Genomic DNA, 26,452 nt, shown 5'->3' with positions numbered 1-26,452 from the left:
AAGCTTGAAGCGCCTCTCCGTCTTCCCCTGATGCAGGGGAGGCATCCCCGTCCCGAAGGCCTCCTACTTTTGCTCGGGCAGGTCCTGCGGCTGCGGCATCTGTTGCGGGATGGGGCCGTCGTTGGCGGGCTTGGCTTCTTCCTTGGCCTTCTTGATGCGGCGCAGGACGAGGTCGAAGGTCTGGGGCTCGCCGTTCTTCGGGACGAGGGGGATGTAGTATTTCTCGAAGCCTTCCATCTCGACGGTGATGCTGTGCTCGATGGGGGAGTAGCTGCCGTCGTAGGGGGTGAAGCCGACGCGGTTGCCGTCGACGGAGACGACGGCGCCGGTGGGCTGGCTGGCGATGTGGAGCTTGGTGAAGTGGAAGTCGGGGCTGTAGGTGGTGACGGTCTTCGCGGTGACGTCGAGGGGGAGGTTGTAGCGGACGTCCTTCTGGACGAAGGTGACGTCGTAGCGGCCGGGGCGGAGGTTGAGGTTGGCGGCGTCGTCGGCGGCGAGGGTGGCGGAGGAGAGGAGCCGTTCCTGGCTGGAGCGGCGGATCTCGTAGGTGTAGCCGCCGGGGGCGGGTTCCAGCCGGAGGTAGCCGCTGATCGGATTGAGGAAGATGGGGGCGTGCTCGAGGTGCTGGGAGCGCTTCACGAGGAGGTCCTCGTGGTAGGGCTCGTAGTTCGGCGCGGTGATGTCGAGGGCGTAGGCCCCGGCGTGGAGGCCGATGAACTTGGCGTCGAAGGCGGTGACGGAGTCCTTGCCGAAGGAGACGGTCGGCGTCGGATCGTCGGGATCGACCTGCTTCACCGGGATGTGGACGGTGGCGAGGCTGAGCTTCACCGTGTAGGAGACGATGGCGAAGAGGCCGCCGATGACGGCGGCGAGGCCGACGAAGATGACGATGACGAGGATGCGCGCGGTGCGGAGCGCATTGTCGTAGAGTTCGGAGAGTTCGGCGATCCGCTCCCGGAGGCGCTTGAGGGGGCCCTGGGCGTCCTCGTGGAAATCGGTCCCGGCGAAGCTTTTCAGCGTGTTGGCTTCCTCGTCGGCGGTCTTCTTGGCGGAGGCGAGGAGGTCGCGGACGGTGCTGAAGTTCCCGAAGGTGGTCCAGATGCGCTTGAGGATGCCGTCGAGGAGGCGGCGGGCTTCCTCGATGGGGGCGTTGAGCCGTTTCTCGAGCGATTCGAGCTCGCTCTTCCACGGCTTCGCCTCGGCCTCGAAGGCGTTGTAGTTGAGGTCGGAGAAGATGGCGTCGGTCTGCTTGACGAATTTCTCGGCCTTCTTGTAGTTGCCTTCCTTGGCGAGGCTCTTCGACTTGTCGATGAGGCGGACGTGCTGGGCGTGGGCGTCGAGCCATTCCTTGCACCGGGCCTCGTCCTTCTTCAGCTCGCTGACCTGGGCCTTGCGGAGGCGGCAATCGAGGTCGTCGTCGAGGTACATCAGGACGTCGCGGACCTGGATGTTGTGGATCGGATCGGTCGGATGGAGGAGGGTGGCGACGGCGTAGACCTCGGGCCGGAGGTCCGATTCCTTCCGCCAGCTGCCGGAGGGGAGGAGGCGGCGGGTGACGGAGATGTCGTTCGGGATCTGCTTCAGCGCCTCGGCGATCCGCTCGAGGGTCTCCTTCAGCCATTCGATCGAGAGGCCGTTGGCCGGGGGGGCCTGGAGGACGGGCCGCCATTCGGGGATCTCCGTGGCGATCTCGTGGGCGCTGACGAGGATGCGGCTTAGCTGGGTGATCTGCTGGCTGAAGTGCTGGAGGGGATCGTCGGGGACGGTCCCGGCGGCGAGGTGGGAATTCGCGAAGGCGTCGAGTTCCTGGTCGAGGTTGTCGACGTTCTCGAAGATGTCCTGGGCCTCGAATTGGTCGGAGCCCTGCCGCAGGAAGGCGAGCTTCGACTGCAGCATCTGGAGGTTGAAGATCTGGTCCTCGTTCTGGATCCAGACGCTCTTCATCCGCATCCAGTCGACGGAGGCGTCGTCGACGAGGTCGGTGAGGCGGCGGCGGTATTCCTCCTGCACCGTGTCGAGCTCGTAGCCGGCGCGGTGGAGGGAGTTGTTCAGCTGGTGGAGGTGGACTTTCTGCGCCGTGGAGGGGGGCGATTTCCGGGCGTCGGAGAGCTCGGCGGTGAGGCCGTCGAGGCGCTTCTGGAGCTCGTTGGCCCGTTGGCGGACTTGGACGAATTCCCGGTAGCCGGGGAAGGCGCGGCCGGTCTCCGATTCCTGCTGGGCGGCGCTGGGGGCGCGGAAGAGGGGGATCGGGGCCTGGTAGGCGGCGACGGAGGAGATCGGCGCGGCGATCGGCGTCGAGGCCGCGATGGGGGTGACGGGGGCGGAGGGGGCGATCGGAGAGACCGGGGCGATCGGCGAGACGGGAGCGCCGGTGCCCGACCCGGCGGCCCGGGCCAGGGGGGAGATCGGCGAGGCGGGCGGGCTGATCGGGGAGATGGGGGACGCCGGGGCCGCGCCGGAAAGGGGATTGATGGGACTGACCGGGCTGAGCGGACTTAAGGGACTTACAGGACTAATGGGGCTGACCGGGCTGACGGGCCGCAGGGGGCTGACGGGAGAGAGGGGGGAAATGGGAATCGACGCCGTCGGCGCACCGGCGATCGGGGAGATCGGAGAGATCGGTGCCGGGGGTGGGGTTTTGACGGGTTCGTCGGCCATTGCTTGAGCGGGACTGGCCAAGTTTTATCGGAAGTCGCGTTTTTAGGCAAGGGAATCGCTCGGGGAATGATTCAGGTGGAACTACTTAATTCTGTTTTGACCGGTTTTTATGGAAAAATCGATACTCAGAGGATCAAAAGGTAGGCGAGGCGGCAATTGGGGGCGTCGGGCAGGGCGGTGGTGAGGAGGGAGAGGGTGGTGGCGGTGGTCTGGGAGGAGACCATGACCGCGCCAAAGGTGTTCTCGCTCCCCGTCGCGGCGACGAAGCCGAAGAGGGCGCCCCGCGGCGAGGCGGGGAGAGCCAGGGCGGTGAGGTCGACGGTGTAAGTGCGGAGGCCGACGGTGAGGTCGACGATCCCTCCGAGGCTGCTCGGGAGGTACCGGGCGTCGCTCTCTCCCGCGGTGTAGTAGCCGGGGGTCGCGGGAGCGGGGGCCCCTTCGGTGTCCTTGATGAGGTCGTTGGCGACGAGGGCGGTGAAGGTACGCGTGCTTCCCTTCCGCCCCGAGGGGAGGGTCCACGCGATCTCCCCCATGAGGGAAACCTGGGGGAGGTCGCCCGCCCCCTCGGGGTCGAGGAGGGTGTCGAGCGAGGCGGAGCGGAAGTCGGGGCAGAGGCCGTAGGCGGTGGCCTCCCCGGCGGGCGCGGTCCAGGCATCGGTGTAGACGAGGAAGGCCCCGCTGTATTGGCCCTGCGCCTTCAGGCCGAATTTGAACGCCGTCCCCGTCGGGAGGACGACGGGGAGATAGCCGCCGTCGGCCTGCCCCTGGAGGAAGGTGACGGCGAGGGCGGCGGTGTCCCCCCGCTTGAAGGCGAGCTGGGTGACGACAGCACTGTTCGACGGGCCGGAGACGAGGACGGAACGGTCGAGATCGATGTAAAGATTCATGATGGGGGGGAGGGGGCCTGGGACGGGGAGGGGAACGAGGGTTACCGCGGTGGTGGCCATTTCTTTATCCGATGGCGGGCACGCTGTCCGTGTCGCGGGGAATGCGGGGAATGGGGAGATTGGGAACAAAGACGCCCTCAATCCGGTCATGTCGTTTAACGTCCTTGGAGCGTTTTTGGGTAGGTAATTCCACCAATGGCGATTTAAAGATTTGAAGTCTGGAAGGGGGGTGATTTTAATGGCCCCGTGGTTTTCAACGTCATCCAATGAACCCGTTTTTCGCTGCATCTCATGGGCTGACGGGGGCCGGATTATCCCTGGTAATCGCGCTGGCGATCCTCGCTTTTTTACTCTGGAAACTCCGCCGCCTGGCCCGGGACGCGCGGAAGGCGGAGGCGCTCGCCGAGGCGAATGCGCGGCAGGCTGAGGAAGTGACGAGGCTCCGGGCCGAGGCCCTGCGCCTCGCCTCCCTCGTCGAGGGAATGGAGATCCAGGCCCGCAGCTACGAGGAGCAGCTCCGGCGCGGACAATGGATGGAGAACATCGGTGCCCTCGCGGCGGGGGTCGCCCACGATCTCAACAACGCCCTCACGCCGGTCCTCATCGGCCTCCAGCTGCTGGAGGATACGAATGACGAGAAGGAGCGGAAGGCGCTCCTCGAGACGGTCGATTCCTCGGCGCAGCGCGGCGCGGCGATGGTGAAGCAGATCCTGACCTTCGTCCGGGGCAAGCGCGGCGAGGACGGCCCCCTTCGCCTGCGGACCCTGATCGACGACATGGCGAAGATCGTCCGGGACACGTTCCCCCATTGCATCTCGATCGAGACCAACGTCGAGAAAGGGCTGTGGAACGTCTTCGGCAACGCGACGGAGATGCACCAGATCCTCCTCAACCTCTGCGTGAACGCGCGGGACGCGATGATGCCGGTCGGCGGCCACCTGACGGTGAAGGCCGTCAACGTGATCCTCGACGAGCGGATGGTGGCGAAGCGCCAGGGGATCGCCCCGGGGCCGTTCGTCGTCCTCTCCGTCGGCGATTCCGGCTGCGGCATCCCGAACGACGTGATCGCGCGGATCTTCGAGCCCCTCTTCACGACGAAGGAGCCGGGCAAGGGGACCGGCCTCGGGCTCTCCACCGTGATCGGCATCGTGAAGCGCCTCGGCGGCTTCGTGAGCGTCGAGAGCGAGGTGGGGAAGGGGACCCAGTTCCTCCTCCACTTCCCGGCCCTCTCCGTCGGGCAATCGGAGGGAGGCTCCAGCGACACCCTGCCGGTGCGGAGCGACATCCCGCTGGGCCAGGGCAAGCGGGTCCTCTTCATCGACGACGACAACGTCGTCCGCCGCGTCTCGAAGGCGATGCTGGAGCACTACGGCTACCACGTCACCACGGCGGCCAACGGCGTCGAGGCCGTCTCCCTGGTCGGCAGCCAGAAGGAGGGGGAGAAATTCGACCTCGTCGTCTCCGACGTCGACATGCCCTACATGGACGGCTTCGAGGTCCTGCTGGCGATCCGGGGCGAGGAGCCGAACAAGCCCTTCATCTTCATCAGCGGCACCGAACTCGACGACCATTACCTGATCGAGATCAAGCGGGCAGGGCTCGATTTCCTCCCGAAGCCCTTCACCGTCGAGCAACTCCTCCAGGCCTCGGCCCGGCAGCTCGGCCTGACGGTCTCGCCGCAGCCCCAGTCCGAGTTGATGCTGGAAGGCGACGTGCGGCGGTAGATAGGGTACGTCCCGGTCTCTGACCTGCGGACGCGTGGTTTCTCCCAAGCGATCCTCTTCCCTGGATGCCAGGAAAGCGGGGCAGCCCTTCGGGACCTGCGCGGTCAACCCTGTACAGATGGAGGCGATCCGCTTTATAGCCACAGAGGGGCTTCGCCCCTCCGTGACCTCCCCTTCGGAGGGCCTGAACTTGGCGGACGCGCTTTGGCGGCGCCGTGTCTCCGAACTGTTTTAAAATCCGCTGCTTCCCTGAGCGCCCGAGGGTACGAGCGATAGGGATAGACAGGGCCAATACGCCCAGACTCCTATTGGGAGAGGGGCGTATGGGAGAGAGACGCTTCGGGAAGGTCCCCCCTTTCGAGCCGCCCTACCCCTTCGCGATCTCTGCCTTCGTATGGTCGTGGATCTCCTGCAGGATCCCGCGGATGTCGTACCGGTACTTCCACTCCGGATAGTGTGACTGGAACTTCCGGACGTCGCTGACGTACCAGATGTGGTCGCCGATGCGGTTGTCCTCGACGTACGTGTGGGGGAGCTTGTTCCCGCTGATCTCCTCGCAGAGGGCGATCGCCTCCTTCATCGAGCAGTTCGAGTGGCGGCTGCCGCCGATGTTGTAGACCTCGGCGACGCGGGGCTTCTTGAAGAACTGCCAGAAGGCCTCGATGAGGTCGACGGAGTGGATGTTGTCCCGGACCTGCTTCCCCTTGTAGCCGAAGACCCGGTATTCCTTGCCGATGACGGTGCACTTCATCAGGTAGGCGAGGAAGCCGTGGAGCTCGGTGCCGGAGTGGGCGGGGCCGGTGAGGCAGCCGCCGCGGAAGATAGCCGTCCGCATCCCGAAGTAGCGGCCGTATTCCTGGACGAGGACGTCGGCGGCCACCTTGCTCGCCCCGAAGAGGGAGTGCTTCGACTGGTCGATGGAGAGGTGTTCGTCGATGCCGATGGTGTAGGGGTGGGAGGGATCGATTTCCCAGCGGGTCTCGAGTTCCCGGAGGGGGAGGAGGTTCGGCGCGTCGCCGTAGACCTTGTTCGTGCTGGTGAAGATGAAGACGGCGTCGGGGGCGTGGAGCCGGGTCGCCTCGAGGAGGTGGAGGGTGCCGGTGGCGTTGACGCCGAAGTCGGTGAGGGGCTCGCGGGCCGCCCAGTCGTGGGAGGGCTGGGCGGCGGTGTGGACGACGACGGCGATTTCCTTGCCGAGGCTCTGGAAGAGGGCGTTCACCGCGTCGAAGTCCCGGATGTCGAGGGCGTGGTGGCGGTAGTTCTTGAGGGCGCTTTCCAGGCTCTTCCGGTTCCCCTCGTTCGAGGCGTTCTCGCCGAAGAAGCGGGCGCGCATGTTGTTGTCGATGCCGACGACGTCGAATCCTTCGGCGTGGAAACGCTTGCAGGTTTCCGATCCGATGAGGCCGGCGGAGCCGGTGACCAGGGCGATGCTCATTGTATTTGTTTGAAGGGGGAAAGGATTAGGAGGTCTTGGGACGGCGGTAGTCGCCCCGGCTGAGGGCGCGCTCGAGCCAGATGTAGGCGCAGATGAAGAGGTAGCGGGAGCCCATTTCCTTGATCTTCAGCTTGGCCTCGCCGGTGCGGCGGTTGCGCCAGGTGATCGGCATCGTCGTCCAGGAGTAGCCCCGGACGATCGCCTTCAGCGGGAGCTCGACGGTGAGGTTGAAGTGGGGTGAGATGAGGGGGCGGCAGCCGTCGATGACGGTGCGGCGGTAGGCCTTGAAGGCGTTCGTCGTGTCGTTGATCGGGATGCCGAAGAGGCACTTCACGAAGAAATTCGCCATCCGGTTCAGGATGTACTTGATCCGGGGGTAGTCGATGACGCCGCCGCCGCGCATGAAGCGGCTGCCGAAGACGCACTCGTAGCCCTTGTTCAGTTCCTTCCAGTAGCGGACGACGTCGCGGGAGTCGTCGGACTCGTCGGCCATCATGATGGTGACGGCATCGCCGGTGCTGTGGTCGAGGCCGTAGATGATGGCGCAGCCGAAGCCGTGGCGGCCGGCGTTCTGGACCGGCTTCAGCTCGGGGAGGCGGGTGCGGAGGTCTTCGAGGATCGCCCAGGTGCGGTCCCGGCTGCCGTCGTCGACGACGACGATCTCGTGCGGGACGCCGTGGAGGCGGAGCTCCAGGTGGAGGTGCTCCACCGTCGAGGCGATGCATCCCTCCTCGTCCCGCGCGGGGATGACGATGGAGAGGAGCTGGAGGGGCGGGAGGCCTTCGGTGGGGGGCGGGGAGATCATGGAGGGTGGCGGTCTCGGGTCTATTTGCGGTCGACTGGGATTAGGCTTCGGCGAGGCAGGTCTCGATCCAGCGGGGATGGTTCTGCCCGTGGTGGGCGATCTCGGCGAAGATGGAGTCGAGGGAGCGTTTCGGCGTCCAGTCCCAGCGGGCGCGGGCCTCGCCGGCGTCGAGAACCATCCAGGGGATGTCGAAGGGGCGGGTCTGGGGGACGCTCTCGACGGCGTGGGGGCCGAGGTGTTCCTCGCACCACGCGCTGAGGTTTTTGAGGGAGACGGATCGCTCGTTGCCGCCGGAGACGTTCTGGAGGGAGGGGGCGGTGCCGGGGTTCTCGATCTGCTTCACCAGGAGGTCGGCCAAATCGTCGGGATGGAGGCAGTCGCGGACCTGGTGGCCCTGGCCGTCGAAGCCGATGTATTTCAGCGTCTTCTTCTGGAGCCACGCGTTGATCCAGTAGGCGAAGATTCCCTGGTCGATCCGGCCGAACTGGCCCGCCCCGGCGAGGTTCCCGCAGCGGTTGATGACGGCGGGGAAGCCGAAGGCGTGGGCGTATTCGAGGGCGAGGAGTTCCGAGGCGAGCTTCGTCGTCCCGTAGAGGGAGACGGGGGGCTTTGTCGAGAAGTGGGTCGAGACGCCTTCCTTGGTCAGCCCGGAGGGCCAGGCGTCGAGCTGGAAGGGATCGGGAGCGAAGGCGCCGTTGTCGACCTGGACGGGGATCGCGGCGAGCTCGGGGATCGAGTAGACGCGGCTGGTCGAGAGGAGGAGGAACCCGGCCTTGTGGCGCTTGCAGTATTCGAGGAGGTCGATCGTCCCGCCGAGGTTGTGCTCGATGAGCTGGCGGCTCCCGTTGTCCCCGTCGAGCCCGGCGAGGACGCTGGCGTTGGCGGCGGCGTCGATCAGCCAGTCGGCTTTCGGTAGGGAATCGATGTCGCTGCGGACGCGGAGATCGGCGTGGCGGAAGGGGATCCCCGCTTCCTTCAGGCGGGAGCGGTTCCCCTCGCTGCCCGGGCGGATGAGGTTGTCGACGCAGAGGAGTTCCCACTCCGGACGAAGACGACGGAAGGCCAGGGCGAGGGTGGTTCCGACGAACCCGGCGCCGCCGGTCACGATGACTTTCTTTTTAAGAGAGGAACTCAAGATGATCAACTTAGAACCCTATTCCTAGGTTAGACAAGCCCGCGTTGCTTCAAAAAGGCTCTCCATCAAGGCGCGAGCGACGCGGTGTGGCCGATGCGCCACTGCGCCCCTTCCCGGGTGTTCCGCGCGGCCTAGCAGGCCATTCAGGCCTGCGGCGTTACGCGCGCCTACGGGAAGGGGGCGCAGCCCCTCCGGCGCGGGCTTGTCTAACCTAGGAATAGGGTTCGAGGTTAAATGATTGCGGGGAATCCAGTTTCGACTTTCTCCATTGCGAAGGGGGGAGGCCGGTCTGTTTTCGGAACCAGCGGGTGAAGTAATTGGCGTCGGCCCAGCCGGTCTCGGCGGCCGCCTTGCGGACGGGGCTTCCCTTCGCCAACGCCTTCTTCGCCTCCTCGAGGCGTCGGGCGTCGCGGAGCTGGCCGAGGGTCGTCCCGGCGGCCCGCTGGAGGAGGCGGTTGAGGTAGTCCTGCTGGTAGCCGAGGCGGCGGGCCAGCTCCGGGTTCGAGATGCGGGGACCGGTCCGGCTGGCGAGGAGCTGGCGGGTGCGCCGGACGAGGGCGCCCTCGCCCCCCTCGGGCTGGAACCGGGGCATCCAGCCCCCGGCGGGGAGGACCTTCTCGAGGATCGAGAGGACGAGGGCGGCCTCGCGGAGGCGGATGGCGGCGCGGTCGGCGTCCTTCAGCCGGACGAGGGCGGAGAGGGAGCGGCCGATCTCGGCCCGTTCCGATTGGGGGAGGAGGCCGATCCAGGGGGCGAACTTCCCCGCGCCCCGGAAATCGAAATCGACGACGAGGCAGAGGGGCCGCCGCGCCCCGCCGGGGGCGAAGGAGTGGGCGGCGTGGGGCGGGAAGAGGGCGGCGGTGCCGCTGTGGACGGCGGTGGGGGGGCGGTCGACGCAGCGTTGTTCCCCCTGGCCGGTGACGTAGATGAGGAGCTGGGAGTAGGGATGCTCGTGCAGGGCGACGACCGAGGTTTCCTCGATGTGGCGGTTCAGCCGGAGCCGGTGGACCCGGATCGGCCCCGCCTGGAGGTGGAGCGATTCGAGGAGGAGGGGTTGGTATCCCTTTTTCGTAACCCGGGTCAGCATGGGGAAATCGACATTAGCATTAAAATAAGGTCGTTTTAATGCTAGAATGTAAGGCCTTGTCCTCTATCCGGCGAGAACGAAATCGGCCACCATGGCGTTCATGGGTAATGTCACTTTTTCCGTTCCTCCCGTGGCCCTCGTCACCGGATCGAGCCGCGGCCTGGGCCGGGGCGTCGCCGAAGTCCTCGCCGAGGCGGGTTACAGCGTCGCCATCCACTACGCCCGCAACAAGGAGGCCGCCGCGGAGGCCGCCTCCGCCTGCGCCGCGAAGGCCGTGAACCCAGCGCAGAAGTTCATCCCCGTCAGCGGCGACCTCGGCTCCTCCTCCGACCGGACGGCGCTCCTCGACCAGGTCCTCCAGGCTTACGACGGCCAGCTCGACGCCCTCGTGAACAACGCCGGGATGGCCCCGCGCGTCCGCGCCGACGTCACGGCGACGACCGAGGAGAGCTTCGACGAGCTGATCGGCGTCAACCTCAAGGGCCCCTACTTCCTCACCCAGCTCGTCGCGAATCATTGGCTGAAGAATCCGACGCCCTCGGCCATCCCTTCGGGCCGGAAGGTCGCCTTCGTCAGCTCGGTCTCGGCGAACACGGCCTCGATCGGACGCGGCGAGTATTGCATCTCCAAGGCGGGCCTCGCGATGGCGAGCTCCCTGTGGGCGACCCGCCTCGCTCCCGAGGGCATCCAGGTCATCGAGTTCCGTCCCGGCATCATGATGACCGACATGACGACGGTCGTTAAGGACAAGTACGACGCCCTCATCGCCGACGGCCTCGTCCCGCAGCGCCGCTGGGGCAATCCCGGCGACGTCGGCCGGGCGGTCCGCGCCTTCCTCGACGGCGACCTCTCGTTCTCCTCCGGCGCCGTCATCGACATCGACGGCGGCCTCCAGATCCGCCGCCTCTAATTATCCAACGTTCACGATTCTATTATCATGGCCATCCAGATTGACTCCTCCCTGACCCCTGCGGCCCTCCTGCCGCAGATCGACCACCTCTTCGCCCTCTCCGGGCAGAAGATCAACGCGCTGCAAGGCCGCTGGAACGCCGCCGACGGCACGCCGGTCTTCACCGTCGCGGGGAAATACGGCTCGCGCGGCTGGACCGAGTGGACCCAGGGCTTCCAGTTCGGCTCCGCCATCCTCCAGTTCGACGCGACGGGCGACGCCTCGTTCCTCGAGCTGGGCCGCAAGGCGACGGTCGACTTCATGGCCCCCCACGTCAGCCACACGGGCGTCCATGACCACGGCTTCAACAACGTCAGCACCTACGGTAACCTCCTCCGCCTCCAGAACGAGGGCCGCATCCCGGCGAACCAGGCCGAGAAGGACTTCTACGTCCTCGCGCTGAAGATCTCCGGCGCGGTCCAGGCTTCCCGCTGGACGAAGATCGGCCACGGCGCGGGCTATATCTATTCCTTCAACGGGCCCCACTCCCTCTTCGCCGACACGATCCGCTCCCTCCGCTCGCTCGCTGTCAGCCACCTCCTCGGCCACAAGTTCATGGCCGAAGGGGACAAGCAGGTCGACCTGATCGGCCGCCTCCTCCAGCACGCCGAGACGACGGCCAAATACGCCGTCTACTACGGCAAGGGCCGCGACTCCTACGACACGCCCGAGCTCCGGGGCCGCACCGCCCACGAATCGATCTTCAACACGAACGACGGCCAATACCGCTGCCCGAACAGCCAGCAGGGCTACTGTCCCTTCACGACGTGGACGCGCGGCCTCGCCTGGATCCTCGCGGGCTACCCCGAGGAGATCGAATTCTTCGAGACTCTCTCCGACGACGAGCTCGCGCCCTATGGCGGCAAGGCGAAGATCCTCGCGGGGTTCCGCGAAGTGGCCGAGGCGGTCGCCGATTTCTACCTCTCCCAGACCCCGACGTGCGGCGTTCCCTATTGGGACACCGGCGCTCCCGGCCTCGTCCACCTCGGCGATTACCTGAACCGCCCCGCCGAGCCCTTCAACGCCCACGAGCCGGTCGACAGCTCCGCCGCCGCCATCGCCGCGCAGGGTCTCTACCGCCTCGGCCTCTACCTCCAGCGGATCGGCGAGAAGGAGAAGGGCCTCCGTTACGAGAAGGCCGCCCTCACGGTCGCGAAGACCCTCTTCGCCGCGCCTTACCTCTCCGAGGACCCGAAGCACGAAGGCCTCCTCCTCCACTCCGTCTACCACCGTCCGAACGGCTGGGATCACGTCCCCGCCGGACAGTCGGTGCCCTGTGGTGAATCGTCCATGTGGGGCGATTACCACGCCCGCGAGCTGGCCCTCCTCCTCCGGCGCCAGGCGAAGGGGCAGCCCTACCTCACCTTCTTCTCCAAGTAATCATGAGCGCCTCCGAGATCAAGGACCTCTCCCGCCTCGCGATCCACACGATCACGACGAAGGGGTGGACCCTCGAACAGTGTGTCGAGAACTTCTCCGCCGCCGGCGTGAAGGGGATCACCGTCTGGCGTCAGGCCCTCGAAGGCCGGAGCGACGCCGCCATCGCCGAGGCCGGGAAGCGGATCAGGGACTCGGGGCTCTCCACCGTCGCGCTCTGCCGGGGCGGCTTCTTCCCCGGGAAGACCGAGGCCGACCGGAACAAGGCCCTCGACGACAACCGCCGCGCCATCGCCGAGGCCGCCGCCCTCGGCGCCCCCCTCATCGTCCTCGTCTGCGGTGCCGTCCCCGGCATCCCGCTCGAGGATGCCCGGAAGCAGATCGCCGACGGCATCGCCGCCGTCCTCCCCGAGGCCTCGGCCGCGAAGGTGAAGCTCTCCATCGAGCCGCTCCATCCGATGTACGCCGGGGATCGCTCCGCCGTGAACACCCTCGGCCAGGCCAACGACCTCGTCGAGCAGCTCGGCTCCCCGTGGGTCGGCGTCGCCGCCGATGTCTTCCACCTCTGGTGGGACCCGGCGCTCGAGGCCGAGATCGCCCGCTGCGCGAAGCTCGGCGCGCTCGACGCCTTCCACATCTGCGACTGGCTCTCCCCGATGGCCGACATGCTGAACGACCGCGGCCTGATGGGCGAGGGCTGCATCCCGATCAAGAAGATCCGCGGCTGGGTCGAGGCGGCGGGCTTCAACGGCTTCAACGAAGTCGAGGTCTTCAGCCACCGCCACTGGGCCCGCGACCCGAAGGATTTCCTCGCGGACATCGTCTCCTCCTATCTGAAGTACTCCTAAACCCACCTTCCGAATCCTTAAAAAACCAAAACACATGAGCAAAGTACACACGATCGGCATCATCATGAACGGCGTCACGGGACGCATGGGCACGAACCAGCACCTCATCCGCTCGATCCTCGCGATCCGCAAGCAGGGCGGCGTGAAGATCTCCGCCTCGGAGGCGATCATGCCCGATCCGATCCTCATCGGCCGCAACGAGGACAAGCTCCGCGAGCTGGCCCAGGCCCACGGCGTCGAACGCTACTCGACCGACCTCGACAAGGCGATGGCCGATCCCTTCAACCAGATCTACTTCGACTCCCAGACCACCGACCGCCGCGCCGAGGGCGTCCGCAAGGCGATCGCCGCGAAGAAGGCGATCTACTGCGAGAAGCCGACCGCCGTCTCGACCGCCGAGGCCCTCGCCCTCTACCACGAGGCGACCGCCGCCGGGGTGAAGAACGGTGTCGTCCAGGACAAGCTCTGGCTCCCCGGCCTCCTCAAGCTGAAGCGCCTCATCGACTCGGGCTTCTTCGGGAAGATCCTCTCCGTCCGCGGCGAGTTCGGCTACTGGGTCTTCGAGGGGGGCAACGACTGGCAGCCCGCCCAGCGCCCCTCGTGGAACTACCGGAAGGAAGACGGCGGCGGCATCATCGTCGACATGCTCTGCCACTGGCGCTACGTCATCGATAATCTCTTCGGCAGCGTGAAGTCTCTCTCCTGCCTCGGCGCGATCCACATCCCGGAGCGGTTCGACGAGCAGGGCAAGCCCTACAAGTGCACCGCCGACGACTCGGCCTACGCCACCTTCGAGCTCGATAACGGCGTCATCGCCCACTTCAACTCGTCGTGGACCGTCCGCGTGAAGCGCGAAGACCTCCTCACCCTCCAGGTCGACGGGACCCACGGCTCCGCCGTCGCCGGGCTCCGCGACTGCTGGACCCAGCACCGCGTCAACACCCCGAAGCCGGTCTGGAATCCCGACATCGAGAATCCCTTCGCCTTCAACGACCAGTGGGAGAACGTCCCCGCGAACGCGATCTACGACAACGCCTTCAAGGTCCAGTGGGAGATGTTCCTCCGCCACGTCGTGAAGGACGAGCCCTTCCGCTGGTCCCTCCTCGAGGGCGCGAAGGGCGTCCAGATGGCCGAGCTCGGCCTCGAGTCTTGGGAGAAGCGCGCCTGGGTCGACGTGAAGCCGCTCGCCTAAGCGTCCCCCGGCTGCTAACCTGAGAACGTATGGGCCGCTTCGTCTCCTTCGGTGAAATCATGCTGCGGCTGTCCGCCCCCGGGCAGCAGCGCTTCACGCAGGCCTCCTCGCTGGAGATGAACTTCGGCGGGGGCGAGGCGAACGTCGCCGTCGCCCTCGCGCAGTTCGGCCACGCCGCCGCGTTCGTCACCCGCCTGCCGGGGAACGACCTCGGCGAGGCGTGCGTCCGCGACCTCCGGGGCGTCGGCGTCGACACCTCGGAGATCGTCCGGGGCGGCGAACGCCTCGGCCTCTACTTCCTCGAGAACGGCGCGAGCCAGCGTCCCGCCCAGGTCATCTACGACCGGGCCGGGAGCGCCTTCGCGAAGCTCGATCCCGCCGAGTTCGACTGGGAGAGGATCCTCGACGGAGCCGAGTGGTTCCACTTCAGCGGGATCACCCCCGCCGTCTCCGAGAGCGCGGCCCAGGCCGTCGCGACCGGCGCGGCGCTGGCCCGCAGGAAGGGGATCCCCGTCAGCTGCGACGTCAACTACCGGGCGAAGCTCTGGGGGATGGTCGAGGCGAAGCGGGTGATGACGGCCCTCATGGCCCACGTCGACTACTGCATCGCCAACGAGGGCCACACCGACTCGATCCTCGGCATCGTCCCGCCCGGCCCGGAGAAGACGACCGACCTCGACCGCTACCTCGACATCGCCGAGAAGCTGGTGGCGAAGTTCGGCTTCAAGGGCGTCGTGCTGACCCTCCGGGAGACGCACTCGGCCCTCCGGAACACCTTCGGCGGCGTCTACTGCACCGGCGGGCAGGTCTTCCGCAGCCGCAGCTACAACCTCGAGATCGTCGACCGCATCGGCGGCGGCGACGCCTTCGCGGCGGGCTTCGTCCACGGCCTCATGGAAAAGCGCGATCCCCAATACGTCGTCGAATTCGCCACCGCGGCGGGCTGCCTGAAGCACTCCGTCCCCGGCGATTACCACGTCGGCACCCGCGCCGAGATCGAGACGCTGATGAGCGGCGACGGCTCCCCCCGCGTCCAACGTTAGTCGCTTTCCTTCCTCTCCCTTATTTTGATCCCATGAAAAAAGAGCAGATCCTCCAGAACCTCCGCAACCCCGGCATCGTCGCCATCATCCGGGCCGACGACTCGAGCCAGCTGATCGACGCCACCCAGGCGCTGCTCGACGGCGGCATCCGGGCGATCGAACTGACGATGACGACCCCCAACGCCATCGGCGTCATCGAGAAGGCCGCGGCGAAGTTCGGCGACCAGGTCCTCCTCGGCCTCGGCTCGGTCCTCGACGAGACCACCGCCCGCCTCGGCATCCTCGCCGGGGCGAAGTTCATCGTGACGCCCGTCTTCCGCCCCGCCGTCATCACCGCCTGCCAGCGTTACGGCATCCCGATCGCCTCCGGCGCCTACACGCCGACCGAGGCCCTCACCGCCCACGAGGCGGGCGCCGACTTCGTGAAGATCTTCCCCGCCGACGGCCTCGGAGCCGGATACATCAAGGCGATCAAGGGGCCGCTCCCCCAGCTCGAGATCATCCCGACCGGCGGGGTGAACCTGAAGACCGTGAAGGAATTCCTCGATGCCGGATGCGCCGCCCTCGCCGTCGGCAGCAACCTCGTCTCGAAGGAGATCCTGGCCAGCCGCGATTGGGCGAAACTCCGCGAGACCGCCGCCGCGTACGTCGCGGCGGTGAAGGCGGCGAAGGGCTTGTAAGAAAGTATCAGCGACCCTTGGACTCAATCCCGCGGAGGATGAAGTCGATCCCGTCGAGGAAATCGATTCGATCGTCGTGGGAGGGCAACTTTTCGGCGATGCTGCGCGTGAAGGGGTACGCGTGCGGATCGAGCTGGGACCACACTCTCGCCAAGTCCTCCAGGAAGTCCGACCGGCCGCGCTGCGTCAGGGCGAGCTGGCCGTTGGCTGCATTCTGCCCGCCGACGCCCAGGATATAGCTCAACAAAGCGGAGACCGCCGCCCACTCTTTCTCTTTCGGTACGCGAAGGGCGCGAATCTGCTGGCCGATCCGTTCGAGAATGCGGACGATCGGCGACTGTCCCATCGCCAGTGTGAGTGCCGAGCCGACCCACGGATGGGCGTTGATCGCGTCGAACATCCCGAGGGCTAGGGTTCGAATCGCTGCCTTGGGCGTCGTGCCGACGGCGCACGCTTCCAGCGTGCGGGCGACGACGGTGTCGCATGCGGCGATCAGCAGGTCGTTCTTGTCGGCGACGTGCCAGTAAATCGCCCCCGATCCGGTGGCGAGCCGCTCCGAGAGGGCCCGGAAGGTGAGTCCGCTCTCGCCGCTTTGATCGAGGATCGCGATCGCCGTCTCGATGATCTGTTCTCGCGAGAGCGATTCTTCCCGCCGTTGCTTGCCGATGGTGTTTTTGGCCACACCTCATCTTGACATGAATGGAATGTTGTTCCAATGTTATTCATGGAACGCTGTTCCATTAATGGGCTTTCCTCACGAAATGAAAAACAAAATGAACACTCCCGTTACGATCATCGGCGCGGGCCTGGGCGGCCTAATGCTTGCCCGCGTCCTCCATCTTCACGGTATCCCGGCGACGATCCACGAGGCGGAAGTCTCGGCGACCGCGCGCGGGCAGGGGGGGGTGCTCGATATCCACGATTACAGCGGCCAGCTTGCGCTCAAGGATGCCGGTCTTTTCGACGCGTTCCTCAAGATCATCCTCCCCGGCGAACAGGCCAAGCGGATCCTCGACAAGGAAGGGAGCGTTCTTTTCGAACGCCCCGACGACGGCAGCGGCGGTCGTCCCGAGGTCCCGCGGGGAGAACTGCGCCGGATCTTGATGGACTCCCTTCCTGCCGGGACGATCCGCTGGGGCCACAAGCTCGCGGCGGCGGTTCCGCTCGGAGGCGGGCGGCATGAGGTGACCTTTGCGAATGGCTCCACGGCGACGACCGGCCTTCTCGTGGGGGCCGACGGCGCTTGGTCGAAAGTGCGTCCTCTTCTTTCGGAGGCGAAACCGGCCTACGCCGGAACTTCCTTTATCGAAACGTACCTCTTCGACGGCGATAACCGCCACCCGGCAAGCGCGGAAGCGGTGGGCCCGGGGACGCTGATGGCCGTCGCGCCGGGCAAAGGCATTCTCGCGCATCGGGAGTCCGATGGCACGCTCCACACGTATGTGTCGCTGAACAGACCGGAGGAGTGGTTTGCCCGGGTCGATTTCTCCGATGCGGCGGCGGCCCTGTCCCGGATCGCCGGGGAGTTCGACGGCTGGGCGCCGGAGTTGACCGCTCTTATTACCAAGAGTGACACCGCGCCCATGCTCCGCCCCATTCACGCGCTTCCGGTCGGGCACCGATGGGATCGCGTTCCCGGAGTAACGCTGCTCGGCGACGCCGCGCACCTGATGTCGCCCTTCTCCGGCGAGGGCGCCAACCTTGCCCTCTACGACGGCGCCGAACTCGGAAAGGCCCTTGCGGCCCATCCCGACGACGTCGAGGCGGCGCTTGCCTCTTATGAAAGGGATCTCTTTCCCCGTAGCGCCTCCGCCGCCGTGGAGGCCGACCGGAACCTGAAGCTCTTTTTCAACGAACGCTCCCCTCAAAGCCTGCTCGACCTCTTTGCGCGCTAGAGCTTGTTATGCACTTAGGGCGGCCCGCGCCGGAAGGGCTGCGCTTGTCTCCCCCGGCCCTGCCAGTTTTACGGGGAGTTGCGCCGCCGCAGACCTGAATGGCCTGTAAGGAAGCGCGGAACGACGAGAAGGGGCGTAGGCAACGAGGTTCGTTGAAAGTGAAGGACAGGCTCTAGGTCTTCCCAAAGGCTGCCCTGCTTTTTTAGGGCTTTTCCGAAAATGCGTTCTCAGGAATGCTGATCGCGCCCATGGAAGCGACACCGGACACCTATCGCATCGGCCTCATCGCCGATACGCACGGTCGTTTCCATCCGAAGATTCCGGCCCTCTTCGCCCCGGTCGACGAGATCTGGCACCTCGGCGACGTCTGCGAGGAGGCGATCCTCGACGAGCTCCGCCAGATCAATCCGAACCTCCTCGTCGTCCGGGGGAACAACGACTGGGACCTCGACGCCTACCCCCTGACCCTCGACCTCGAGCGGGGAGGGGAGGCTTTCCACCTCGTCCACATCCCTCCCGGCCAGCGGACGATGCCCCAGGGCGCGGGGTGGGTCCTTCACGGCCACACCCATGTCCCCCGGGACGAGCGGAATCCGGGGGGACGCCGGGTCTACAACCCGGGCAGCGCCGGACTGGCCAATAAGGGAGCCCCCCTCAGCCTCGCCATCCTGGAGAAGGCCCCCGGCGACTTCTTCCGGCCCCATCTGATTAAGTTATAATCCTCTTAATCTGTATACTAGTAGCGAGAATGGGGCTTGAATTTTGACCGTTTTAAGGCAGGTTACTCACTCCTTCACATCATGAAAAAGAAGCGCATCTCACTTTGGCAGACCGGTCTTTGCGGTATCGTGTTGAGTGGTTTGGTTCTCCCTGTTCACGCGGGGCTTTTTTCCAAGGATGATCCGGCGAAGACCTCCGACGCCGCCTCGACCCCGGTCGCCGTCGTCGATCCGACGGCGGGGAAGACCGTCGCCCTCCTCGGGACGACCAGCTTTTCCCCGATCGTCAAGAAGGTCGCCCCCGCCGTCGTCACGATCTTCACGACGAAGAACGTGAAGGAGGCCCCCGCGCAGATGAATCCCTTCGCGAACGATCCCTTCTTCCGTCAGTTCTTCGGCAACCAGAATCCGGGCGGCGAGGGCCAGCCGGGCGGGCCGCAGGCGAAGGTGCGGAAACAGAAGGGCCTCGGTTCCGGCGTCATCGTCTCGACCGACGGCTACATCGTCACGAATTTCCACGTCGTCGGCGTCGCCGACGAGATCAAGGTCGCCCTCGGCGAGGACACGAAGAAAGAGTACGACGCGAAGGTGATCGGCAAGGACGAGGCGACCGACATCGCCCTCATCAAGATCGACGCGAAGAACCTTCCCGTCGCCGACCTGGCCGACAGCGACAAGGTCGAGGTCGGCGATATCGCCCTCGCCATCGGCAATCCCTTCGGCGTCGGCAAGACCGTCACCATGGGGATCGTCAGCGCCATCGGGCGCGACCTCAGCCGCATTGACGGCGGGAACCATCTTGAGGACTTCATCCAGACCGACGCCTCGATCAATCCCGGCAACTCGGGCGGCCCCCTCGTCGACCTCCAGGGCCGGATGATCGGCCTGAACACCGCCATCGTCAGCGGCGGCGGCGGGAACGTCGGCATCGGCTTCGCCATCCCCAGCAACATCGTCGCCACCGTCCGGGACAGCCTGCTGAAGCAGGGCCACGTCACCCGCGGCTTCCTCGGCGTCGAGACGAACGAGCTGACCCCCGAGGTCGCGAAGAAGCTCAGCATCGAGGACCGGAGCGGCGTCATCGTCGCCAGCATCAGCCCGAACTCGGCCGCCGAGGAGGCGAAGATCGTCCCCGGCGACGTGATCGTCGAGTTCGACGGGCGGAAGGTCTCCGACTTCCGCTCCCTCCGCCTCGCCGTCACCGGGACGCCCCCGGGCAAGAAGGTCTCGATGAAGGTCCTCCGGGACGGGAAGGAGAAATCGCTCACCGTCGTCCTCAAGGAGCAGAAGCCGACCGCCTCGAACGACAGGCCCGACAACGGCGGCGGAAGCGACGCCGCGCCCGCCGCCACGCAGAAGTTCTTCGCCGGGGTCGAGATCGACGACTTCGACGACGACGCCCGCCGGAACTTTTCTGCGATCCATTACCCCGACACCATCAAGAACGGCGCCATCGTCGTCTCCGTCGCCGACGACTCCCCCGCCGCCCCCAGCGACGGCAAGCAGGGCCTCGTCCCCGGCGACGTCATCCTCCAGGTCGAGAAGAAGGACGTCCGCTCCGCCAGGGAGGCGATCGAGGCCGCGAAGTCGGCCAAGGGCTCGAAGGACGGCGTCCTCCTCCGCGTCTGGTCCCGCGGCATTCCCAAATACCTTGTCCTGAAGGCCGGGGATCAATAATCTCCGCTCCCCCCGTTTTTACTACCCCACCCCGCCCCAACGAATCCATGAGCAGCAGCCCCGCATTCAGCACCCCGCGCAACTTCACCCCCGGCTCGACCCGCGAAGAGCAGTTCAAGATGGAGAAGGACGCGCTCGACGTCATCCACGACATCTACCGCTACGCCCACACCGGCTTCAACACGATCAACGAGGACGACTTCAACCGCTTCAAGTGGTACGGCTTCTACCGCCAGAAGCCGAAGGACAGCGGCTATTTCATGCTCCGCCTCCGGCTCCCCGCGGGCCGCGTCAACGCCGAGCAGCTCGACGCCATCGCCGCCCTCGCGGAGGACTACGGCCACGGCTTCGCCGACGTCACCACCAGGCAGACCTTCCAGTACCACTGGCTCAAGATCGAGCAGATCCCCGACATCATCGCCCGCCTCGACGCGGTGAAGATCAGCACCGTCGGCGCCTGCGGCGACATCGCCCGCAACGTCGTCGGCTGCCCCGTCGCCGGGATCGTGAAGGACGAGATCCTCGACGCCACGCCCCAGCTCTGGGAGGTGAACAACCACCTCTTCAACAACCGCGAGTTCTCCAACCTCCCCCGGAAGTACAAGATCAGCGTCTCCGGCTGCCGCATCCATTGCGCCCAGCCCGACATCAACTGCCTCGGCTTCTTCGGCCTGGAGCGGAAGGTGAACGGGAAGCTGGAGGCGGGCTACGGCGTGAAGATCGGCGGCGGCCTCTCCTCCTCGCCCCACCTCGCGCAGACCCTCCCCGTCTTCCTCCGGCCCGACCAGGTCCTCCCGCTCGCCCACTACGCCTCGGTCCTCTACCGTGACCACGGCTACCGGGAAAAGCGGAGCCGCGCGCGGCTGAAGTTCCTCATCGCCGACCTCGGCGCCGACCAGACGATCGCGAAGATCGAGGAGCTCGGGAACCTGAAGTTCGACCGCCACAGCGAGTTCCACTTCCCCGTCGATCCCGAGACCGACCACCTCGGCATCGTCGAGCAGAAGCAGCCCGGCCTCTACTTCGTCGGCATCAGCTTCGCCGGCGGCCGCGTCCGCGCCCACGACCTGCGGAACCTCGCCGCCCTCTCGCGGAAGTACGCCGCCCCTGGCCAGGACCGGATCGGCTGCACGAACAAGCAGAACCTCATCCTCCTCAACATCCCCGAGAAGAACCTCGAGGCGCTGAAGAAGGAACTCGACGAGCTCCAGCTCGTCTGGAACCCGACGAACTTCCGCCAGGGCTGCGTCTCCTGCACCGGGATCGAGTTCTGCAACCTCGCCATCGCCGAGACGAAGAACCGGATGATCGAGCTCGTCAGCGAGCTGGAGAAGGAGTGCTCCTTCTACAAGGACAAGATCCGCATCCACTTCAGCGGCTGCACCAGCTCCTGCGGCCAGCACCAGATCGCCGACATCGGCTTCCGGGGCGCGATGACGAAGGTCAACGGCGTCCAGATCGAGGCCTTCGACATGTTCATCGGCGGCAAGCTGGGCGACCAGGCCCGCTTCAACGAGCTGATCAAGGGGAAGATCCCCGCGAGCGACGTGAACATCACCATCGGCCGCCTCCTCCGCTTCTTCGAGGCGAACAAGACCGAGGGCGAGCTCTTCGCCGACTTCGCGAAGCGCCTCCCCAAGGACGACATCAAGAAGGCCCTGGAGCCCGAGGCTCCGCCTGTCGTCGCCGCCTGACCGCAGGCGTTCGCGATCCGCGACTGAAAAAAGCCGTCCTCCGCAAGGGGGACGGCTTTTTGCGTCGGCCTCTCTTTTATTATATGATTGACTCTAATCATATAATTCAGCCATGATTCCCTTCCTGTGAGAGTGGCAAAACACTTGGTCGAAGCGCGGCGGGATCGCGTGGCGCAGTTGTTGCGGCAGCACCGCTACCTGCCGCTCCAGGAGCTGTGCGACCAGCTCTCGATCTCCGAGGCGACGGCCCGGCGCGATCTGGCGGCCCTCGCCGACGCGAAGAAGGTGACCCGCACCTACGGCGGCGCCCTCTCCGATTACAACGAGACCTTCACCTCGTTCTCCGAGCGGCGGAACCTCTCCCGCGCGGCGAAGAAGCAGATCGCCGCCTCCGCCGTCGCCCTCCTCAAGCCGGGGATGACCTGCTACCTCGACGCCGGGACCACGATGCTCTTTTTCGCCGAGGCCCTCCGGGAGCGCCCGGTCCATCCGCTGAAGATCGTGACGAACAACCTCCTCGTCGCCGAGACCCTCGCCGGAGTCCCGGAGCTGGAGGTCCACCTCCTCGGCGGGCTGCTGCTGCGCCGCCAGTCGGTTCTCCTCGGGGAGCAGGCGCGGAAGAACGTGGCGGCGTGGCGCTTCGATGTCGTCTTCCTCGGGGCCGAGGGGATGACGGGAGAGGGGGTCTTCAATTCCCAGAAGGATGTCGTCGAATTCCAGAAGGCCGTCGCCGCCCGGGCGAAGCGCGTCGTCCTTTGCCTCGACGGGGCGAAACTCGGACGCCAGGCCGCCGCCTTCCTCCTCCCGTGGAGCGGCGTCGACCGCCTCCTGACCGACGCCGCCCCCGCCGCCCTCCGCAAGCACGGCATCGCGCCGAAGGCCGTGGCGTCGCCCTCCTCCTCTTGAATCCACAGACCATGCACCATTATCTGGCACTCGACTTCGGAGCCGAAAGCGGCCGCGTCATGCTCGGCACCCTCGACGGCGGCCTTCTCCGCCTGGAGGAGGTCCACCGCTTCCCCACGGGATCGCTCGCGATCTCGGGGACGCTCCGCTGGGACGTCCTCCGGTTCTACGACGAGGTCCGCACCGGCCTGCTGAAGGTCGCCAAGCGGGGCCTGGCCATCGAGGGGATCAGCACCGATTCGTGGGGCGTCGACTACGTCCTGGTGAAGGGGGACGAGCCGCTGCTCACCGTCCCCTACCATTACCGCGACGTCCGGACGAAGGAGGGCTTCGAGCGGGCCTTCGCGGTCGTCTCCAAGGAGGAGATCTACGCGCGGACCGGGATCCAGTTCATGACGTTGAACACGCTCTACCAGTTCCACGCCGACGTGATCGACCGCCCCGAGATCCTCGCCCAGGCCGACCGCTTCATCCTCATCGGCGATTACTTCAACTACCTCCTCTCCGGCCGCGCCGTCGCCGAGGCCTCCCTCGCCTCGACCACCCAGCTCTACAACCCGGAAAAGCAGGCCTGGGACGAGGCGCTGATCGGGAAGCTCGGCATTCCGGCCCGGCTCTTCCCCGAGGTCGTCCCCTCGGCGACGGTCCTCGGGCCGCTCCTTTCCGGCATCGTTCCCGAAGGATCGACCGGATTCGATGCGACGCAGATCATCGCCACCTGTTCCCACGACACCGCCGCCGCCGTCGCCGGGACGCCGGGGAGCGGGGCCGAGTGGGCCTACCTCAGCTGCGGCACCTGGTCCCTCCTCGGGATCGAGGCGTCGGGGCCTTACCTCACGAAGGAAGCCCTCGCCGAGAACTTCACCAACGAGGTCGGCCACGGCGGGACGATCCGCTTCCTGCGGAACATCGTCGGCCTCTGGGTCCTCCAGGAATGCCGCCGGGAGTGGGTCGCGGGCGGCAAGGCCTCTTCCTACGCCGAACTCTGCGACGAGGCGGCCGCCCCGGAGGTCGTCCCGCTCCGCAGCCTCATCCATCCCGCCTCGGCCCGCTTCGCCGAGCCGGGGTCGATGCCGAAGAAGGTCGCCGACTATTGCCGCGAGACCGGCCAGCCGGTCCCGGAGACCCCGGGCCAGATCGTCCGCTGCGTCATCGAGAGCCTCGCCCTTCTCTACGGACGGACGATGGACGACCTCGAGCGGGTCACCGGCCAGAAGATCACCCGGCTGAACGCCGTCGGCGGCGGCATCCAGAACACCCTCCTCATGCAGGCGGCGGCCGACGCCTCGGGTCGCATCGTCCTGGCCGGCCCCGCCGAGGCGACGGCGGCGGGGAACATCCTCCTCCAGGGGATCGCCCTCGGCCATGTCTCCTCCCTCGTCGCCCTGCGGCAGATCGTCCGCGCCTCGTTCCAGATCGAGTCGTATCAACCCAACCCCGAGACGTCCGCCGCCTGGAAGGAAGCGCGCGTCCGTTTCGCCGCGCTCCCCGTCCTCGACTAACCCCCCGCTTTAAAAACACCCCAACCGACCATGAAAACCTACCGCCACGTCAGCTATCTCTGGGACGACGCCCAGGCCTCGAAACTCGATCCCGTCGCCCGCCTCGTCTACCGCTCGAACCTCCTCGGCACCGACCAGCGGATCACGAACACCGGCGGCGGCAACACCTCGGCGAAGCTGATCGAGAAGGACCCGCTCACGGGCGAGGACGTCGAGGTCCTCTGGGTGAAGGGCTCCGGCGGCGACCTCCGCACGGCGAAGCGGGAGAACTTCTCCTCCCTCTACCAGGAGAAGCTGATCGCCCTCCAGGCCTATTACAACAAGGCGAACCCGAAGGGGGCCAAGACCGCCGTCGAGGACGAGATGGTCGCCCTCTACAACCACACCACTTTCAACCTCAACCCGCGCCCCTCGTCGATCGACACGCCGCTCCACTCCTTCCTCCCGGGCAAGCACGTCGACCACACCCATCCCAACGCCGTCATCGCCATCGCCGCCTCGGCGAACGGCGCGAAGCTGACGCAGGAGATCTACGGCGACGAGGTGATCTGGACCGATTGGCAGCGTCCCGGCTTCGATCTCGGCCTCATCCTCCAGGAGGTCGCCAAGAAGCACCCGAAGGCGAAGGGCATCGTCATGGGCCAGCACGGCCTCATCAACTGGGCTGACGACGACAAGGCCTGCTACGAGCTCTCCCTCGACCTCATCGAGAAGGCCGCCGAATACATCGCCCAGCGCGACAAGGGGGCGAAGACCTTCGGCGGCGAGAAGTACAAGGCGCTCGACGAGGCCCCGCGCCGCGAGCTTCTCTCCAAGCTCCTCCCGTGGCTCCGCGGCAAGGTCTCGACCCCGCTCCGCCTCATCGGGACGGTGCAGGACGACGCCGAGACGCTCCGCTTCGTGAACAGCGCCGACGCGCCCCGCCTCGCCGAGCTCGGCACCTCGTGCCCCGACCATTTCCTGCGGACCAAGATCAAGCCCCTCTACATCGAGTGGAACGGCCAGAGCGAGGACCTCGCCGCCCTCCAGGCGAAGCTCGTCGCCGGGATCGAGGCCTACCGCAAGGACTACGCCGCCTACTACGAGCGGTGCAAGCACGCGAACTCCCCGGCCATCCGCAACGCCAACCCAAGCGTCATCCTCATCCCCGGCCTCGGCCTCATCGCGTGGGGCAAGGACAAGAGCGAGTCCCGCGTCACCGCCGAGTTCTACGGCTGCGCCATCCAGGTCATGAAGGGGGCCGAGGCGGTCGACAAGTATATCGCCCTCCCGCAGCAGGAGGCCTTCGACATCGAGTATTGGCTCCTTGAGGAGGCGAAGCTCCAGCGGATGCCCGCCGAAAAGGAACTGGCCCGCCAGGTCATCGTCGTCATCGGGGCCGGGAGCGGCATCGGCAAGGAAGTGGCCCACCGCATCGCGAAGGAAGGGGCCCACATCGTCGCCGTCGACCTCCGCGAGGAGGCCGCCGCCGCGACGGCGAAGGAGATCACCGACAAGTGCGGCCTCGGCATCGGCGTCGCCGGGACCGGTCTTTCGAACTGCGGCCCGGCCATCGGCCTCGCCGCCGACATCACGAAGCGCGAGAGCGTGGCGAAGCTGATCGACCAGGTCGCCCTCGCCTACGGCGGCTTCGACAGCATCGCGGTGACGGCGGGGATCTTCGTCCCGCCCGACCAGACCGGCCACATCCCCGACGACAAGTGGGCGCTCACCTTCGCCCTCAACGTCACCGGCAGCTACATCGTCGCCGACGAGGCGAAGAAGACTTGGGACATCCAGGGCCTGCGCGGCAACCTCGTCCTCACCACCAGCGCCAACGCGGCGGTGGCGAAGAAGGGGAGCGTCGCCTACGACACCAGCAAGGCGGCGGCGAACCACCTCGTCCGCGAGCTGGCGATCGAGCTCTCCCCCCTCGTCCGGGTCAACGGCGTCGCCCCGGCGACGGTCATCCAGGGGAGCGGCATGTTCCCCCGGGACCGCGTCGTCGCCTCGCTGGCGAAGTACAACATCCCCTTCGCCGAGGACGAGGCCGACGCCTCGCTCACGACGAAGCTGGCTCAGTTCTACGCCGACCGGACGCTGACCAAGGCCCCGATCACTCCCGCCGACCAGGCGGAGGCGTTCTTCCTCCTCCTCTCCCAGCGGTTGAGCAAGACGACGGGCCAGGTCATCACCGTCGACGGCGGATTGCACGAGGCTTTCCTTCGCTAGAGATTCGCTGATAGAGTCGCCCCCTCGC

General features: G+C 66.4%; 21 protein-coding genes. 14 read left to right on the top strand and 7 right to left on the bottom strand.

What is annotated here, in order from left to right; all coding sequences use genetic code 11:
- Positions 1–63 precede the first annotated feature (63 nt).
- Together BLU04_RS00525 and BLU04_RS00520 are read right to left on the bottom strand one after the other, a co-directional pair.
- Complete coding sequence (locus BLU04_RS00525; protein ID WP_093280866.1) at positions 64–2,658, bottom strand: PEGA domain-containing protein; 2,595 nt, start codon at positions 2,656–2,658, stop codon at positions 64–66.
- Positions 2,659–2,783: 125 nt separating this feature from the next.
- A complete protein-coding gene (locus BLU04_RS00520; RefSeq protein ID WP_157894995.1) occupies positions 2,784–3,545 on the bottom strand; it encodes a hypothetical protein in 762 nt (253 codons plus the stop codon).
- Positions 3,546–3,811: 266 nt separating this feature from the next.
- Here BLU04_RS00520 and BLU04_RS00515 point away from each other — a divergent pair, with 266 nt between their 5' ends.
- Positions 3,812–5,269, top strand: a complete 1,458-nt coding sequence (locus BLU04_RS00515) for a response regulator (RefSeq protein WP_093280860.1) — start codon at positions 3,812–3,814, stop codon at positions 5,267–5,269.
- A 367-nt stretch (positions 5,270–5,636) separates the two neighbouring features.
- Here the strand turns inward: BLU04_RS00515 and BLU04_RS00510 are convergent, their stop codons facing one another.
- The 4 genes from BLU04_RS00510 to BLU04_RS00495 all read right to left on the bottom strand — a co-directional run bounded on the left by BLU04_RS00510 (position 5,637) and on the right by BLU04_RS00495 (position 9,731).
- Entirely contained in the window at positions 5,637–6,704 is a 1,068-nt protein-coding gene (locus BLU04_RS00510) for an NAD-dependent epimerase/dehydratase family protein (protein WP_093280858.1), read from the bottom strand.
- Between the two features lie 25 nt (positions 6,705–6,729).
- On the bottom strand, positions 6,730–7,509 hold the full coding sequence (locus BLU04_RS00505) for a glycosyltransferase family 2 protein (protein WP_093280855.1): 780 nt from the start codon (positions 7,507–7,509) through the stop codon (positions 6,730–6,732).
- Between the two features lie 40 nt (positions 7,510–7,549).
- Positions 7,550–8,644 carry an NAD-dependent epimerase/dehydratase family protein gene (locus BLU04_RS00500; protein ID WP_173862558.1) on the bottom strand — a complete coding sequence of 365 codons (1,095 nt, stop codon included), beginning with the start codon at positions 8,642–8,644 and terminating at the stop codon, positions 7,550–7,552.
- Positions 8,645–8,855: 211 nt separating this feature from the next.
- Entirely contained in the window at positions 8,856–9,731 is an 876-nt protein-coding gene (locus tag BLU04_RS00495; RefSeq protein WP_093280850.1) for a helix-turn-helix domain-containing protein, read from the bottom strand.
- Between the two features lie 100 nt (positions 9,732–9,831).
- Here BLU04_RS00495 and BLU04_RS00490 point away from each other — a divergent pair, with 100 nt between their 5' ends.
- Genes BLU04_RS00490 through eda form a run of 6 tightly spaced genes read left to right on the top strand, consistent with a single transcriptional unit; the run spans position 9,832 to position 15,820 of the window.
- Positions 9,832–10,641, top strand: coding sequence for a 3-ketoacyl-ACP reductase (locus BLU04_RS00490; protein WP_173862557.1), 810 nt, complete (start codon positions 9,832–9,834; stop codon positions 10,639–10,641).
- Positions 10,642–10,674: 33 nt separating this feature from the next.
- A complete protein-coding gene (locus BLU04_RS00485; protein ID WP_173862573.1) occupies positions 10,675–12,060 on the top strand; it encodes a glycosyl hydrolase in 1,386 nt (461 codons plus the stop codon).
- A 2-nt stretch (positions 12,061–12,062) separates the two neighbouring features.
- Positions 12,063–12,905, top strand: coding sequence for a sugar phosphate isomerase/epimerase family protein (locus BLU04_RS00480; RefSeq protein ID WP_093280843.1), 843 nt, complete (start codon positions 12,063–12,065; stop codon positions 12,903–12,905).
- A gap of 34 nt (positions 12,906–12,939) precedes the next feature.
- The gene (locus tag BLU04_RS00475; RefSeq protein ID WP_093280840.1) at positions 12,940–14,097 is read left to right on the top strand and encodes a Gfo/Idh/MocA family oxidoreductase; all 1,158 of its coding nucleotides are present in this window, start codon (positions 12,940–12,942) and stop codon (positions 14,095–14,097) included.
- A gap of 29 nt (positions 14,098–14,126) precedes the next feature.
- On the top strand, positions 14,127–15,140 hold the full coding sequence (locus BLU04_RS00470; RefSeq protein WP_093280838.1) for a sugar kinase: 1,014 nt from the start codon (positions 14,127–14,129) through the stop codon (positions 15,138–15,140).
- Between the two features lie 32 nt (positions 15,141–15,172).
- Entirely contained in the window at positions 15,173–15,820 is a 648-nt protein-coding gene (eda, locus tag BLU04_RS00465) for a bifunctional 4-hydroxy-2-oxoglutarate aldolase/2-dehydro-3-deoxy-phosphogluconate aldolase (protein ID WP_093280835.1), read from the top strand.
- Between the two features lie 7 nt (positions 15,821–15,827).
- On the opposite strand, the gene BLU04_RS00460 is transcribed toward eda, so the two are convergent.
- The gene (locus BLU04_RS00460; protein WP_093280833.1) at positions 15,828–16,502 is read right to left on the bottom strand and encodes a TetR family transcriptional regulator; all 675 of its coding nucleotides are present in this window, start codon (positions 16,500–16,502) and stop codon (positions 15,828–15,830) included.
- A 91-nt stretch (positions 16,503–16,593) separates the two neighbouring features.
- Here BLU04_RS00460 and BLU04_RS00455 point away from each other — a divergent pair, with 91 nt between their 5' ends.
- The 7 genes from BLU04_RS00455 (at position 16,594) to BLU04_RS00425 (ending at position 26,424) form a co-directional block, all read left to right on the top strand.
- Positions 16,594–17,715, top strand: a complete 1,122-nt coding sequence (locus BLU04_RS00455; RefSeq protein WP_093280830.1) for an NAD(P)/FAD-dependent oxidoreductase — start codon at positions 16,594–16,596, stop codon at positions 17,713–17,715.
- 248 nt (positions 17,716–17,963) lie between these two features.
- A complete protein-coding gene (locus BLU04_RS00450; RefSeq protein ID WP_093288341.1) occupies positions 17,964–18,434 on the top strand; it encodes a metallophosphoesterase family protein in 471 nt (156 codons plus the stop codon).
- Between the two features lie 81 nt (positions 18,435–18,515).
- A complete protein-coding gene (locus tag BLU04_RS00445) occupies positions 18,516–20,111 on the top strand; it encodes a Do family serine endopeptidase (RefSeq protein WP_093280828.1) in 1,596 nt (531 codons plus the stop codon).
- Between the two features lie 47 nt (positions 20,112–20,158).
- Entirely contained in the window at positions 20,159–21,805 is a 1,647-nt protein-coding gene (locus BLU04_RS00440; protein WP_093280825.1) for a hypothetical protein, read from the top strand.
- 132 nt (positions 21,806–21,937) lie between these two features.
- Positions 21,938–22,711: a DeoR/GlpR family DNA-binding transcription regulator gene (locus BLU04_RS00435; protein ID WP_162274599.1), complete on the top strand. Its 774-nt coding sequence runs from the start codon at positions 21,938–21,940 to the stop codon at positions 22,709–22,711.
- Positions 22,712–22,722: 11 nt separating this feature from the next.
- Positions 22,723–24,213, top strand: coding sequence for a rhamnulokinase family protein (locus tag BLU04_RS00430; RefSeq protein WP_093280820.1), 1,491 nt, complete (start codon positions 22,723–22,725; stop codon positions 24,211–24,213).
- A 30-nt stretch (positions 24,214–24,243) separates the two neighbouring features.
- The gene (locus BLU04_RS00425; protein ID WP_093280818.1) at positions 24,244–26,424 is read left to right on the top strand and encodes a bifunctional rhamnulose-1-phosphate aldolase/short-chain dehydrogenase; all 2,181 of its coding nucleotides are present in this window, start codon (positions 24,244–24,246) and stop codon (positions 26,422–26,424) included.
- Positions 26,425–26,452 lie beyond the last annotated feature (28 nt).

The sequence above is a fragment of the Verrucomicrobium sp. GAS474 genome, assembly GCF_900105685.1.
Taxonomy (GTDB): domain Bacteria; phylum Verrucomicrobiota; class Verrucomicrobiia; order Methylacidiphilales; family GAS474; genus GAS474.
This window is presented reverse-complemented; position numbering and strand designations above follow the sequence as displayed.

Coding starts and splice junctions, on each gene's coding strand:
- BLU04_RS00525 (WP_093280866.1), bottom strand. CDS start 2,658: ATGGCCGACGAACCCGTCAAAACCCCACCCCCGGCACCGATCTCTCCG.
- BLU04_RS00520 (WP_157894995.1), bottom strand. CDS start 3,545: ATGAATCTTTACATCGATCTCGACCGTTCCGTCCTCGTCTCCGGCCCG.
- BLU04_RS00515 (WP_093280860.1), top strand. CDS start 3,812: ATGAACCCGTTTTTCGCTGCATCTCATGGGCTGACGGGGGCCGGATTA.
- BLU04_RS00510 (WP_093280858.1), bottom strand. CDS start 6,704: ATGAGCATCGCCCTGGTCACCGGCTCCGCCGGCCTCATCGGATCGGAA.
- BLU04_RS00505 (WP_093280855.1), bottom strand. CDS start 7,509: ATGATCTCCCCGCCCCCCACCGAAGGCCTCCCGCCCCTCCAGCTCCTC.
- BLU04_RS00495 (WP_093280850.1), bottom strand. CDS start 9,731: ATGCTGACCCGGGTTACGAAAAAGGGATACCAACCCCTCCTCCTCGAA.
- BLU04_RS00490 (WP_173862557.1), top strand. CDS start 9,832: ATGGGTAATGTCACTTTTTCCGTTCCTCCCGTGGCCCTCGTCACCGGA.
- BLU04_RS00480 (WP_093280843.1), top strand. CDS start 12,063: ATGAGCGCCTCCGAGATCAAGGACCTCTCCCGCCTCGCGATCCACACG.
- BLU04_RS00475 (WP_093280840.1), top strand. CDS start 12,940: ATGAGCAAAGTACACACGATCGGCATCATCATGAACGGCGTCACGGGA.
- BLU04_RS00470 (WP_093280838.1), top strand. CDS start 14,127: ATGGGCCGCTTCGTCTCCTTCGGTGAAATCATGCTGCGGCTGTCCGCC.
- eda (WP_093280835.1), top strand. CDS start 15,173: ATGAAAAAAGAGCAGATCCTCCAGAACCTCCGCAACCCCGGCATCGTC.
- BLU04_RS00455 (WP_093280830.1), top strand. CDS start 16,594: ATGAACACTCCCGTTACGATCATCGGCGCGGGCCTGGGCGGCCTAATG.
- BLU04_RS00450 (WP_093288341.1), top strand. CDS start 17,964: ATGGAAGCGACACCGGACACCTATCGCATCGGCCTCATCGCCGATACG.
- BLU04_RS00445 (WP_093280828.1), top strand. CDS start 18,516: ATGAAAAAGAAGCGCATCTCACTTTGGCAGACCGGTCTTTGCGGTATC.
- BLU04_RS00440 (WP_093280825.1), top strand. CDS start 20,159: ATGAGCAGCAGCCCCGCATTCAGCACCCCGCGCAACTTCACCCCCGGC.
- BLU04_RS00430 (WP_093280820.1), top strand. CDS start 22,723: ATGCACCATTATCTGGCACTCGACTTCGGAGCCGAAAGCGGCCGCGTC.
- BLU04_RS00425 (WP_093280818.1), top strand. CDS start 24,244: ATGAAAACCTACCGCCACGTCAGCTATCTCTGGGACGACGCCCAGGCC.